Annotated in this window: 16 protein-coding genes; all 16 read right to left on the bottom strand. The window is 50.4% G+C overall.

Features of this window, described 5'->3' with window-relative positions; genetic code table 11:
- Window positions 1–988: shufflon system plasmid conjugative transfer pilus tip adhesin PilV (gene pilV / locus NC856_RS16660; RefSeq protein ID WP_264091574.1), on the bottom strand; the 988-nt coding region annotated here is incomplete at its 3' end.
- A gap of 54 nt (window positions 989–1,042) precedes the next feature.
- Window positions 1,043–1,696 carry a prepilin peptidase gene (locus tag NC856_RS16655; RefSeq protein ID WP_264091573.1) on the bottom strand — a complete coding sequence of 218 codons (654 nt, stop codon included), beginning with the start codon at window positions 1,694–1,696 and terminating at the stop codon, window positions 1,043–1,045.
- Window positions 1,693–2,151 carry a lytic transglycosylase domain-containing protein gene (locus NC856_RS16650; protein WP_264091577.1) on the bottom strand — a complete coding sequence of 153 codons (459 nt, stop codon included), beginning with the start codon at window positions 2,149–2,151 and terminating at the stop codon, window positions 1,693–1,695. Before NC856_RS16650 ends, NC856_RS16655 begins: the two co-directional genes overlap by 4 nt.
- Before the next feature lie 35 nt (window positions 2,152–2,186).
- Window positions 2,187–2,783 (bottom strand): type 4 pilus major pilin, encoded by a 597-nt coding sequence (locus tag NC856_RS16645; protein WP_264091572.1) that lies wholly within the window; start codon window positions 2,781–2,783, stop codon window positions 2,187–2,189.
- A gap of 28 nt (window positions 2,784–2,811) precedes the next feature.
- Window positions 2,812–3,900, bottom strand: coding sequence for a type II secretion system F family protein (locus tag NC856_RS16640; RefSeq protein WP_264091571.1), 1,089 nt, complete (start codon window positions 3,898–3,900; stop codon window positions 2,812–2,814).
- Window positions 3,893–5,446, bottom strand: coding sequence for a GspE/PulE family protein (locus NC856_RS16635; protein ID WP_264091570.1), 1,554 nt, complete (start codon window positions 5,444–5,446; stop codon window positions 3,893–3,895). The genes NC856_RS16640 and NC856_RS16635 overlap by 8 nt, the downstream gene beginning before the upstream one ends.
- 9 nt (window positions 5,447–5,455) lie before the next feature.
- Window positions 5,456–5,971: a type IV pilus biogenesis protein PilP gene (pilP, locus tag NC856_RS16630; protein ID WP_264091569.1), complete on the bottom strand. Its 516-nt coding sequence runs from the start codon at window positions 5,969–5,971 to the stop codon at window positions 5,456–5,458.
- Window positions 5,958–7,253, bottom strand: coding sequence for a type 4b pilus protein PilO2 (gene pilO2 / locus NC856_RS16625; protein ID WP_264091568.1), 1,296 nt, complete (start codon window positions 7,251–7,253; stop codon window positions 5,958–5,960). The genes pilP and pilO2 overlap by 14 nt, the downstream gene beginning before the upstream one ends.
- Window positions 7,254–7,256: 3 nt before the next feature.
- The gene (pilN, locus tag NC856_RS16620) at window positions 7,257–8,984 is read right to left on the bottom strand and encodes a PilN family type IVB pilus formation outer membrane protein (RefSeq protein ID WP_264091566.1); all 1,728 of its coding nucleotides are present in this window, start codon (window positions 8,982–8,984) and stop codon (window positions 7,257–7,259) included.
- A gap of 11 nt (window positions 8,985–8,995) precedes the next feature.
- Window positions 8,996–9,433 carry a type IV pilus biogenesis protein PilM gene (pilM, locus tag NC856_RS16615; protein WP_264091565.1) on the bottom strand — a complete coding sequence of 146 codons (438 nt, stop codon included), beginning with the start codon at window positions 9,431–9,433 and terminating at the stop codon, window positions 8,996–8,998.
- The gene (pilL2, locus tag NC856_RS16610) at window positions 9,433–10,713 is read right to left on the bottom strand and encodes a PFGI-1 class ICE element type IV pilus protein PilL2 (RefSeq protein ID WP_264091564.1); all 1,281 of its coding nucleotides are present in this window, start codon (window positions 10,711–10,713) and stop codon (window positions 9,433–9,435) included. The genes pilM and pilL2 overlap by 1 nt, the downstream gene beginning before the upstream one ends.
- Window positions 10,714–10,859: 146 nt before the next feature.
- Window positions 10,860–11,297 carry a DUF29 domain-containing protein gene (locus tag NC856_RS16605; protein WP_264091563.1) on the bottom strand — a complete coding sequence of 146 codons (438 nt, stop codon included), beginning with the start codon at window positions 11,295–11,297 and terminating at the stop codon, window positions 10,860–10,862.
- Between the two features lie 109 nt (window positions 11,298–11,406).
- A complete protein-coding gene (locus NC856_RS16600) occupies window positions 11,407–11,655 on the bottom strand; it encodes a DUF2442 domain-containing protein (protein ID WP_264091562.1) in 249 nt (82 codons plus the stop codon).
- Window positions 11,639–11,881, bottom strand: coding sequence for a DUF4160 domain-containing protein (locus tag NC856_RS16595; RefSeq protein WP_264091561.1), 243 nt, complete (start codon window positions 11,879–11,881; stop codon window positions 11,639–11,641). Before NC856_RS16595 ends, NC856_RS16600 begins: the two co-directional genes overlap by 17 nt.
- 430 nt (window positions 11,882–12,311) lie before the next feature.
- A complete protein-coding gene (locus NC856_RS16590; protein WP_264091560.1) occupies window positions 12,312–12,860 on the bottom strand; it encodes a single-stranded DNA-binding protein in 549 nt (182 codons plus the stop codon).
- Window positions 12,861–12,919: 59 nt separating this feature from the next.
- Window positions 12,920–13,423: an STY4534 family ICE replication protein gene (locus NC856_RS16585; RefSeq protein WP_264091559.1), complete on the bottom strand. Its 504-nt coding sequence runs from the start codon at window positions 13,421–13,423 to the stop codon at window positions 12,920–12,922.
- Window positions 13,424–13,510 lie beyond the last annotated feature (87 nt).

Here is a 13,510-nt window from a genome sequence, read left to right as displayed (position 1 = left end):
GAGGCACCAGCGCGCCCCACATCATAATAGTGCCTGGCAGGACTGGAGAGGTTGATTTCCACACACCGGATTGGCAGGAAAGTATGGAGCCAGAAGCATCACGGCTTACGGTCCCATCTGTCAGACAAGTCGTGCCGGCAATTTCGACTTTTTGTAGCTCTAAATATTCCCCGGTAGAGAGTCGACCAGTCGCTGACAACTTCCCAGCTTTAACACCCTTATCGTCGATTGCTTTAACCCAATCATTGTCGTCCATATAAAACCCACCGCCGTGGGTTTCATTTATCCAACCTTTATTATTTTTGGTGACCAACCAGCCATTATCCGTCGTAATATCATTTTCAGCATTTATCTGGTCGGCGTTATTAATATTATTCCCGCCCATGTCAATCGCGGTATGCATACGATTTAAATCCGGCTTCCCTGTAACCGCAAAACGATAAAGACGATCGCTCTCTTCTTTGGCATCATTCAATTCATCCGTTGTCAGTATGGCCGCAATTTGTCCCTGTGTCGTTGTCACACCAAATGTCGTTAACGGTTCAGTCCATGCCCCCATCGCGCCGGTGACTTTGCCAGTCTCCCAAACATAACCGCCGCCATTCATATTCATTGAGATAAAACGAAGCGCCTTAAATGGCAATGAAGCGCCTGATTGGGTATAGGTTAATGCCTGAAGCAGAGACGTATTCTGTGCGTTTTTGACAATGGCGCCCTGCCAGCGCTGACCTGATGAATTTGTTTCACTGAACCCTGACGACAGAAATCCCGTGTTCTTCAGCATCGTCGCAGTAACAATAACCGGCGTATTCGTTCCCGCCTGGCCAAGTAACGTATCGTAGTAACGGCCAATATACCCTTTCAACGCTACCTTGAAGCGTGTACCCTGCTGAGCCATGACCTGATACTGCAATTCCTGGGTATAATTCTGATAAAGCGAGGTTCCCCATATCGCCGCGCTCATCAAAATCAGCAACGCTACGCCCATTTCCATCAGGGCCCAGCCGCGGTGCGGCATCAGTCGTTTCATTATTTTCATCTTTCACCACACTACGACAGGATTGAATACACGGTTAATTGATGCCAGCATCGCGCCGGCACACAACCAGGGTCCTAATGGCCCTTCTTTTCGTTGGCATCGAGAGCTGGCATGCCAAACCACAAACCCCGTCACACCGAGAACCAGCGCCTGCAAAGTACCGGACCATCCACACCACGCTGTAATGGCCACCGACAACCAGACATCACCAAGTCCTAGCACCTCACGTTCTGCCCTTGCATTGAAATAAAACCGGACGACAGCGAAAAAAAAACCAATCCCTGCCATCGCCCCAAAAATTCTTAGTAGGTCACCATGCCCCAACATGGCCAACAGGCCCGCCGCCGTCCCAGAGCCTGTGTACTCAATGGGCAACCAACCTGCTATTGCATCAATGATGCTGAGTTGCAACATAAAGCCCAGGAAAAGAATTATGCTGATTCGATCAAAAAGCGGTGCCGGCGCAATAACAATGAGCGTGCCGGCCAGCGCATAGAACCACACAAACAGACGAGCTGAGCGTTCATCCCATAAATAAGAGACACCATATTCAATCAGAAACTGGTGTGGCTGACGTGCGAGCTGGCTGAAAACAACCATTAACCCAAGAAGAAAGACCAGTGACCACGGCGCGAGTGCATTAAACTGGAATATCATGGCAGCACAATCCCCCGCTCTTGCTTTAACAACCGCTTATAAATTGCATAAATGCGGTTCGCATACGACTCACGCGTCTCATGCCTATCCTTCCGGAAACCTGCGTTATACGACCCCAGGCAGTTCCAACTGATACCACATACCTGAAAATGTTTAGCGAGGATCCAAGTGCCGATCTGCACGTTAAGGCATGGTTTAGTCAGCAACTCACGTTTGTCGCGGATAACGGAAGTCGCAACCAACTTCGGAATATGGGTTGAATTCACTTGCATCAAACCATAATCCCGGCTCACTTCACGCCTTGTTTTTTTATCAAGATTGATATTCACAGCATCAGGGTTCAAAGAGCTTTCTCCGATCGCAATTGCTTTTACCAGCAACGAATCGATACGATATTTGGCGCCAGCTGCATCAAAGCAAAAAGCTGATGCCGCTCCGGGAAGCAACAGCAGCATCAGAATAATGAGCAAGACACCGCTGTTCACAATGCTTAACCATTAACAGTAAAAGTCAGCTTGTTTTGCCCGGTTCGACCACTGTCGGCCAGACACTCCGTACCTGCTGTTTCGAGTGATACCTGACCGTCAGCATGGGAACTGCTGTTGATAGTGATGCCAGATACCACACCGCCAGCACTCATGCGCGTCGCAATCGTAATACAAGCATCCTGAGGAATTTTCTCTGACGTAAGCGTGAATCCATTATTAAACCCATTGGCCGCAACAGGTGTTAGGATGATCTGTCCTCCCCAGGTATTCCAGAGTGTTGCGGTTCCCGAACTTGCCGTCCCTTGTATGGTTACGCCTTTTGCGCCACCGACCTGAATCAGAGAGCCTGTCATCTTTGTTCCGCTACTGAAATTGTACCCTCCGGAACCTTTCAGCAAACCTTGCGCACTGGTGATCAAATTCTGATAGCTAGTCACTTCAGAAGCCACATTCTTACGCGCCCACAGCATATAGATGCTACCCAGAATGACCACGATGACGCCAATAACGGCCAAAGCTACCGCGGCATTCTCCATAATGGCCCAACCACGATGCGGCCTCACTCGCTTAGAAGCGCGTTCATACGTAATATCAGACATAGTCTTTTCCCTTCCTTAATAAATACTCTTATTGCCCAATGAAATTGCTCATGTCCTGAACCTGGAAAATCGTCATCAGAACAAGAATGAAAAAACCGATAATCAGTAGAAACGAATAGAGGCGCATGCGAACGATACGAAAACGGATACGCATCAGACTGGTTTTCAGAAACTCTTCGCTGTAACGGCGAATCATCTCGGCTGAGCCGTCACGGCTGGTAAGTAAGTAGAGATAATTGACGCCTTCCTTACTGGGAAACTGATAGCCGCTGTTACGCAATGCCTTTCCCAGCTGTTCCCCCCCCTCCAGGTTGTCTATCGCGGCATCAAGCCGTTCACATAACCAGGGCGCTGCGAAGCGCCTTAACTGATTCAGTGCATCAAGCGTTTTTACGTTGGCCTCCAGTAATGAGGCGATATTCATCAGAAACACAGCGCCTTGCAGTTCTTTGTAAATTGACCAGGGCATCAGGTGATCAGCCCAGAGACGTAACCGCCCCGTCCAGCGAGGCTGTGACCAGAAAACCAGACAGGCCAATCCGCCACATACAACGGCTATGGCAATACCCGCGTTTTCAATGACATCAGACATGATCGCCAACAAACCGAGCGCGCCATACCAGGTAGCAGGATCAGACATCTGCTCAAGTGTTGGCTTGAGCCCGTACGTCACGACGCCGAACATGCCCCCGACCATCAGAACCAGTAACAGGGGATAGATCAGCATCTGTAACACCATCAAAAAGATTGCGCGGCGGGCCTCAATCAACACTCCAACCTGCCCTAATACATCGGGTATCGAGCCGCTGGCCATGCCCGCACTCACCAGTGCGGCCTCTTCGGCCGGCCCCCACTTAGCCAACACATCTTCCAGCGAATGTCCCTCGCTGTTGTCGCTCAGCGCGTCGATACAATCGGCGGTCAATTCAGCATAGGGATGCCAGTGTTCGCCAAAATTAGTATGCACATCCTCAATTTCCTGCATCGCAGCCAGCAGAGGGCTATTGTTCTCCAGTAAGAAGCGCAAAACAGAATAGAACCTGGCGCGATAGGCGCCGCTAAACGTGTGACGTGTGATCTCATAGCGAATACGCTCAAAGGCGGACATCTCACGCATGAGTAGACTCCCTGTCCAGCCGCAACATCTGGTCTTCATCCAGCGGGCACACCAGATCGGCATCCAGTGCATCGACCTGGCCTGTATTGAGTTTGTGTAAGAGATGAGTGCGGCGGGTGATCCCCCCCAGGCTATCAATCCAGTATTGACGAGCAGCCAATTGTCCTTTGCTCAGGTACAACGACATAAACTGAGCATCCGGGCGCATCACTTCAGCAACCACACTGCGACCGACGACACCACCACTGACAATGCGATCGTTCAACTTTTTCTGGCAGTGCGAACACCCTTCTTCATGACGAAAATAGAGATTTTCAACCTGACAAACGTTTTCAACGTTGCAATAGCGTTCAAGACGTTCTCGTTGTTCAGGAGATAACAAAGGTACTTTCTTTTCCCAGGGAACCCGGCAATGGGGGCATAGAACCTGCACCAAACGCTGACTGATCAAACCGATGAGCAATTGAGGATCAGCAATCATTTCCTCTGATATCCCCATCAATCCCATGCGGCGTAGAGAGCCTACAGCGCTATTGGCATGCAACGTACTCAGTACCAGATGTCCGGTTTCTGAGGCATATAAGGCAGCCTTCAAAGAAACATCATCACGGATTTCCCCCATCAAAATCGCATCTGGATCCAGTCGCAACGCAGATGAGCTCGCGTTGTCCCAGGCTTGCTGTACTGCATCCGCATTACTTTTATCTGCAATAATCGGCGTCTGAATCGCACCGGCGATACGCCCCTCTGGCGGGTCTTCAATGGTTAACAGCCGTTTTCTTCCCCGCGTCCGTTCGAGATACATCGCACTAAACGAGCGTAGCGTCGTACTTTTCCCCGACCCCGTAGGGCCGGTTAACAAAACGATACCTTCCGGTGTCCGTAACATCTGCTGTGACAGTTGTTGCTGCTGGGGCAGTAATCCCAATTGATCCAGCGACGGCACGTTATCGCCGTCATCGGGGATAATGCGCATGACAACATAAAGCCCCGATGCGGTTGGTGTATGACTGTAGCGTGCGCCGAACAGACCCACTCTTCTCAGGAACTCGGCCTTGACCCGGCCATCTTGTTTGCGATTAGGGTAGAACTGCGTTTCTGTTACGTCGCACATTGAAAGAATGATGGTAGATGCCTGAGCCGTCCCCTCGTTGCCGGTAACCTCGTCAACAGTCTCCAGTTCGCCATGGATGCGAAACTGGATGCGGCACAACTCAGCATCGATAATCATATGAATATCGGATGCATGAAATGCTTTGCCCTGCTCGAAATACTCTAAGACCTCTTTTTGCCGGGCGCTCACATTATTCAGATCGGCGAGGGAGATACCTTTACTTTCATCCGCGTTTTTCCTACGCCGTTCACGTAAATCACTCAAGGCAACAAACTCCGTTTGTGCCCGCGGATTGTTCTGAATAAATTGAGTTACCCAGGACTGGACACGCTGGTCAGCACGCCGGTTGGTATCAATAACGACGTTTACCGCGCCGCCGGCAGCATTTTCAAGTAATACAAAGTCAGCAATACTTTCATCAAGCTGAAACATGACCTCTCCTTAGAACGATAACGATGTGCCATCGCTCAACTTGACGACGGAATCTGAAATGGCGCTGACCGTCACATCTGCACCTGGAATGCGATCGCCCTTTGCGATTTCAATCGTGCCGCCATTCCCCAGTCGGAGCCGGGCAAACATCGCCTTACCGTTGCCATACGTTCCCAACAGCACAGGTCTGGTCGCTTTTCCGGTTCCCGATAACGGTTGTGTTGTCGCAACGGATCCTGACTGTGACAAAGTAGTACCCGCTGGTAGAGAAATTGGCATTGATGCTGATGGTGCGACAGAAGGTTGCTGGATGGGCAATAACTGGCTCTCTTTCAACATACGTTGCAGCTTAGCGCTTTCAACCTGAGCCGCTAACAGCATATTGTGTGCCTGCACCGCTTCGAGCTGCCCAACCGTAACCGGCGTATCAGGCAGTGTCCCCTGAGCGTTAGAGTCGACATCTTCAGCCTGGACAGAGAAGATGAACAGCATACTTAGCAGGCCCCAGTGATTATTTTTGCGCATAGAGATGCCCTTGAATTTTGTAATCAAATTGCCCTTCGGCACTCAACGTGAAAGCAATGCTGTGAAGACGAATGCCAGTTTCGTCAAAATCGGTTAATAGCCATTCCGGCGCCAAACGGGAATTAATAGTGAACGTGTATTCATGCCAGTCCTGTACTGGCTCATCTGGAGAATCCCCCGGCGCACGGGCTGGCGGAACGACTTCACTGAGGGGGACATCAATATTTCTGCGCTGGAAATGAGAGACGAAGCGCATCAGTTGAACCCGGGCCATCGGGACAGGCTCATCGCGCCATGGGATCGGGTCACTATCGATAATGAACGGGATAAAAACATCCCCTGACTTAGCGCCTTCCAAAAATTTAAACGAGGCAGTCTGGCCAAAGATTTCGCGTACCCGCCGATCAAAGTCAGCAGCAGTGCTACCCGGACGTGCGTCATAACGTAACCGCATACCATCACTCACACACTCGCCGGCATTCAGGATCCAACCGGTAACCGAAACCGGTAACGGCTGGCGAGTAAAATAACATTTGCTGAGAAAATACGAGGTTGGCCAGGCTTTCGCCCAGGGATGAGGTAGCCTTTGTCCCTGCTCTTGCTGCCGTGCTTTCACCTGTTCCGCTTTTAGTGCTGCCAGCGCTGCCGCTTGTTGTGTCGCCAGTTCTTTTTGATGCTGCCAGTACCCACCGCTGGCTACCGCCCCGGCAAGCAGTGATGCGGCAATAATAAATTTATACGGCGATGTCAGCCGTACCAGGCGGGCTTGTCTGAGTTGTTGACGGTTCAGCCGTTGTGTCAGTATCTGCCAGTTTGTCGCCGTCTCTGATGACGCAGCGACTTTCCAGCCTTCAGCCGGTGTATCGTTAAACGACAGAAAACGCGTCAGCGCGGACTGAACATCATTCATGGTACCGACAACATCCGACATTACTGATGGCTGACCCTTCAATGTGGCCAGGAATAACCAACGTGCATCATCAATCTGGTAGATACCGTAACTGTTATCCCCCTCATGCAGAAGGAATGCTGCCGCCAGCGAATAGAGCGTCCGGCGCTGATACAAGCGCCCCGGGCACCCATAGCCAATATTGCGTTTTCCCTTTTTCCCTAACGCAACACGATGCGTACCAGGATAAGCCTTGATGAACCGAAACCGGGATTTGGTCCCGGCGTCCGCTTCCGGGACCCATTTCAACCCGGCAACCCATCCATTTCGGCCAACCGGCAATACCAATGATGTGGGGTCTATTTTTTTCGTATTGCGTTTTAACGGTCTCATGGCTTACCTCAACACAACCGGGGTAATGACGATGACTAAAGACGTTCGGGTGTTATCTCCACTGCGTCCCCCGCCTAACACGAAGTTGTCAGGAGTGAATGTCCCGGATCTACTGGTTGTGGTATTAACCTGTTCGAACCCCGTCAATACCAGAGACTGCCCTGCCCGCAGATTTACCTTGCGGGTCAGCGACCGTACTTTTGTGTACGGCATGTCCATACGTGAATTGCCGTCTGCTGTTACAAACGAACGAATGGTCGGCGGATCGGACAGGTTAAAGGAAAACTGCAATTGCACATCACCGCTTTCCCTGATGAAAGGCAACATGGTGATGTTTAAACCTGTCGTGATCATGCCCGGTTCAAGAGAGCTGGTAGAACCGGCGTTTGTCGTGGATGTTGTACTGCTGCGAGCGATATAAACAGTCTGATCCGATAATTGAAATGGCGCCGGCGACAGATTTGTCGTGGGTACCGCCTGACTCATGTCGACCTTGACGTTCCCTTGCTCGCTCAGTGCTTTAATCAGCGCGCTGGATCCGGCAAACTTAGCGGCATTTCCCGTCGCGCTTTCCAGAATAGATACGCCACCGCTCATGGCGTTATCTGCGGCACCGCTGAAGCTCCCCGTCATCGTGGCGCCAACGTTGTTCAGCGACTTATAAACGAGCGACCAATCCAGCCCAAGTTGATCTGTTTTGCTCTGTATTACGCTGATCAACTGAACATTAAGCTGAACCTGTCTGTTCAATACCTCATTTTGATGATCGACATAGCGAGCAACACGGGCCTGGACTTCCGGCGTATCCGTTACGGTCAACGAACCACTGGCGGCAGACAGCCAGAAGCGGCCATGCTGGGGTGTTAACATCGTTTCCACGGTTTTCCGAATATCTTCGTACAGGTCGCTGCTCAGATCCGTTGTCGTTTTTTGTGACGAACTGGCATCTCCGGATGCCGCACTGGCCGCCGAGCTTCCTCCGGAAGCGCCCATGCTTGTTGAAGAACCCGAAATAACACTGGCCGTACTCTCAGTCTTGGTATTCAGGATGGCAAGTTGATAGGTTTGAGTTTCGGTATAATAAAAGACAATCTGGTTGGGATTATCCGCACGCCATGATAATCCCAACTGACTCGCAACATTATCCAGCAGGCCTGCGACACTAACGCCGTTACCATCCCACTTAAGAGAGCCCAACCGTAAACCTGACGGAATAACAGTCGGTTGCACCGATGCTGAATTGGATGCAGCAGTGGTTCCAGGGATCCGCGATAAAGATACCCGCCCATTATCATCAGGCGCCGGCAGCGCCCCGGTCATTTGTTGCGTCACAGATCTGGTCAATGCAACGGATTGTGCCTGCGCCGCATCAGGGGTAATAACCACCCGAATACCGCACACTCGGGTAAGACGCTGGCCCAGATCAAGTAAAGATAAACCGTCGGGTTCGTTAACCTGAAATGGGCAATAGACCAGTTTTTTACTCTCTGTCGAGGATGACTGCGGCACGGCAATCGGGCTCAAATTCACCCAGGGCTTATCCACCCAGGTAACGGAAGTCTGTGTCCGGGACGTTTGCGACTCGGTGATACGGCGAGCCTGCTGGCCTGTCGCGCCGGCCTCGTCTTCCATTTTCTCGATTTCATTCAGGGCGCAACCCGATAGCATCACCGCTAACGCAATCGCGCCTAACGCGAACCGGCGTAGGCCAAAATAAACGGGATACCGCATCTGCGCTCCTGTCAGTTAAGATAAACAATATCCCCGTCCGCCACGCCGGCAGGGAGCATTAAATTCATGTCAGTACCATCCAGCATCTTCAGGCGACCTTGACTGACCACGCAGATCAAAGCAGAGGCAACAGAGCTACGGGTTAACGCCGCGACCAGACCAGGAAAATCCGCCGTCCAGACCCACAACCGCCCTTCTGAAACCACATGACTGACCCGGCTGTCAGGAAGCGGTATCAGAGCCAACTGTGTTAACTCAACCGCACCATCATTCACTACACGGTCATAACGAAAATCATTGATCGCAGAGGCGATGCGCAACATGTCATTGGCCACTGATGACGCCGAATTGGTGGTGATGCTTTCCGACTGTGTTTCGGAACGGCGCAGATCAACGCTGCCGACGATCAGGAAAGACACCAACGCGAAAGCTATGGCCGCGTATCCCATTAACGACGTTCTCCCGGACGGTCGCTAACAAAAATCAAACACTGAATCCGGTTGGCTTCTGAAAACAAAGGCTTCTCCGCATTACGGTACAGATCGAATACCTGAGTAACGGCGGATTCAAAGTTGCCGTGAAATGAAAGAGGCGCATCAATGCGGTAATCCAGACTGACCGGCCACACCACAACCCAGTTTCCACCATTCACGCATTGCGCATCGCTGGCCCACTTATTCAATGACTCACGCAACGTAGTCCCGACTTCCGCGCGCCATGTTGTTCCCAGCGGCTGGACACTGATCGGTTTTCCCGGAATAAATGGCGATTTTCCGCTGTTTTGCGCAGATGATGCAGGCACGGATGGTGATGCCGTTTGTGTCATCACAGTTTGTGCGGCCGGCGCAGGGGGTAAAGATGTCGTAACGGGTTTTGCGGCCAGAGACGAAGAGTCTGACCTGACCTTTGCATGCTGCTGTCCGTTCACAGGGGCAACATTGGCGGTAGCCGGAGGGAGCTTTGCCGATACCGGCTTATTCGCAGGAACATCAGCACCTGATGCTGTCGCGGGAGGGATTGATGTGTTCCCCTTCCCGGTATTTTGCGATGTCGGGAGCGTCGTTAATACCGGACTCGGCAATGGCTGACTGTCCGGATTTAACGCGCCTGACGCAGTTGAAGACGAGCCGCCGGTAAACGGATTTCCAGACTGAGGCATCGAAGCGGCCGTTGCTTCCGCTGATTTAGGCTGTACCGGAGGTACCGATGCTATAACTGGCGAGAAAGAGCGATATTCGTCGCGAAGGATAAAACACACCTCGCGATTAACATCATCTACGCGCAGTCGCCAGGCAGGTCCGGCTACGACTTGCAATGCCTCACTAAGACGCACCGGACCAATAGAACGTTGCACACCAGGTAATGGCCGGCTTAAGAGTTCGGTGAACATGATCGATGTACTGGGACATAATGAATACCCAGACTCAAGCAACAAATATCGAAAACCATCCCCAACAGTACGCACCAGTTGCTGTGGCATCGAGATATCAATCATCTGATTGAGCGGGTCGCGTTGAGAATCCGCCGGGCGGGTACTGACCAGAGTATAGCGATCGTAACGTACCACTTCAGGTGAGCGATTTTGATAAATATCGTTAACCCTGGGCGAAACATTAGCTCGGGGAAGTACATCAGAAGGCGTCGTGTTCTGTTTAACGCAGCCCGCAGCCAGTAATGCCACTGTCAGACATGCCAGCTTATATTCAGGTTGCCGGGTTGGTCTTGCCATCAGTCTCCACCGTTTAAGAGTAATCTCAATCAGGTGGTTATTCTGCCGACACGCAAAAACTGAACAACGCTAAACTAAAAACGTGCTCAGAAAAGAAAAACGCTGACCGAAGCCAGCGTTAGAGTCCCATTACTACAGGAGGCAGGTTAATTTGGCCAGAACTCGGAATACAACACTTCTTCTACCGACCAAATTTGCTCATCCGGTAGATTTTCAAGCTGTGTTTCATCCGCAGCGATAGCAACTGCTTTTGACCAGATAACATCGTACCATTCTGGATCATTAAGCTTAGTCTTCAGGCTGGGAGACTCTTTCAACGCGTACCCAACATCTTTACGCTGCGCTTTGATCGTCTTTTCCCAACTTGAGCCTCGGCGTTCCGGTTGAAATTTCCATTTCAGCAGGTGAGCAATCAAGACAGCCATGCGGCTTGCCAGCTCCCTTTGTTCGCTCTTCCCCACGTCTGCAATCTCCTCTGCGATATTCTCGCAGTCGATCTCTGAAAATTTACCGGAGCGTAAAAGTGCAGCCTGCTCGTGAGCCCAGGCGACAACATCAGTATCGTACCGAGTATGAATAGCCATTTTACCCCCGAAGGATCACAGACAAAGTAAGTATTTTACTTAGTCTGTCAGAGAAAAAAACGCCAGTCAAAGACTGGCGCATGTGTTTCCGAAATGGATAAAGACTATATTAGGCTGCATGATGGGGACGATGAGTAACATCGCCACGACCATTCAACAAGCCTTCAACAGAAATATCTTCATCAAGGTTATCCCAATGGATACCACGGGGACTCAGTTCGTAGTTATTCCGTTCGGCATCCGTTGCATGCAACAACCGGGGAAACCAGGCTAACGGAACACCAAGGGTACGAGCATCACTCAACTCTACCCACATGTTGAATTCATCGAAACGAACTTTTTTAGCTGAAATAGTCATTCCAGGCCTCCAGAAATGACGTTTTGTTATCATCAACGACTTCCGATAAGTCTTTCAATACTCGGGCATTGAATCCATCATTCCGGGCAAGCCTGACTTCCGGTGTTAACCAAAACTTGGCTTCCGCTTCTGAATTTCGCACATGAATATGTGCTGGCTCCAAAGGGTTGCCTTCATTCGAGTAGAAGAAAAACGTAAAACCTCTAAACCTCAGTATTACAGGCATAGATGTCCCTTTCATTGTCTTGGATTATGGTGAATAAAAATGCGCCAGTCAAACCTATGCAGCAGGTATCAATACCAACACAGCTATCCCTGTATGGAAACCATGCTGCACGCTTTGACTAGATACGGCTGTTCCTTTAACCAATGCAAAGCGGCAGTTTGAGCCGCATTTGAATAGTCAGGTTCCGCTGTCACATTTGCGAGCCGTGCTATCAGTTTTTTATTTTCCTGGTCTAACCGGGCAGAGATTGACAGCAATGAAACCCCGTACCCCTCACTGCATGCAGCAGCCAATGCTTCGGCCAGAATAACGGATGACCTGGAGTCAGGGTGCTTGGTTAACTGTGAGATTATTTGATCAAATAGCTTCGTTATGTGTCCCTATTTGAAATAGTATAAGAAAAGCGCCAGAAAAATCCTGGCGCATATGTTTAGGAAATGGCATAAAGCCCATGATTTGAAATGTTTAATCCGAGCGAGGCGAACGGTATATCGTCGTCAAAGTCCATCGGCGGTTCATTGCCTGCTGGACTTTGAGACTGAGGTGTACCGCTCTGTGCCGGTGCTACTGGCTGTTGAGGTTTTCCCCATGACGAGCTGGCAGCACTTTGGTTGTTATTTCCGTCGTTCGGGCGAGATCCTAACATTTGCATCGTGCCACGCTGGCTGACTACAATTTCAGTCGTCCAACGATCTACACCTGCATTGTCCTGCCACTTACGCGTTTGAAGTTGCCCTTCAATGTAAACCTGAGAACCCTTACGCAGATACTCTCCAGCGATTTCTGCAAGCTTGCCGAATATCACCACTCGGTGCCATTCAGTGCGCTCTTTCTCTTCGCCAGTTTGCTTATCGCGCCAGGTTTCTGACGTTGCCATAGTAATGCCAGTCACTGCGTTACCATTTGGCATATAACGGACTTCGGGATCCTGCCCCAAAAAACCGATAAGTGTTACTTTATTTACTCCACGTGAAGCCATAATCTTTCTCCTTCCTGTTGAAGCCCTCTGTAAACAGAGGGTTTAAGAGGTGCCTGTTATCAGAATGAATTTTCCGCATACGCTTTAGCAGCGGCAGGGTTGTTCTGAGTCGGCATGGAGTCAGATGAATCAGACTTCTCCGCTTTGTAGACCTCTTCTTGACCCACTTTAATCCTGGTGATCTTGATTAAACGGGCTTTGAGGCTAACACGTTGTTCACCGGCATGGTCACCAGAGTTCAGCGTAAAGATGCTGGGAGACAAGTTACTCAATGTGAAATTAATCAACACTTTCTTATCTTCATCAACAGACTTTTCGCAGCGTTTAATCAAAGCGATGGTCTCTTTACCTGCTGGGGTCACGTCAAAGCGAACATAGTTCACATTGTCTTTCTGACCACTTAAGGCATTGATGACACAACTAATGAATGGACCATTAGGCCCAACAACATGACGAATGTCGCTCAGATACCCCAATCCAGTAAGATTCAGATTGAAGTACTCATTGCTTTCGCCATTTTGAGTGTTAGTAACTTGATTCTGGGTAGATTTATTTGCAGTCATGATGTTTCTCCGGAGTAAAAAATAAACAGGTAGCGGAGAAACAATCATCCCTGGCGGGAATCTGTTTCCCGCTGGGGAGTCAAAGAC

The sequence above is a fragment of the Brenneria izbisi genome (assembly GCF_025840185.1).
Taxonomy (GTDB): Bacteria; Pseudomonadota; Gammaproteobacteria; order Enterobacterales; family Enterobacteriaceae; genus Brenneria; species Brenneria izbisi.
This window is presented reverse-complemented; position numbering and strand designations above follow the sequence as displayed.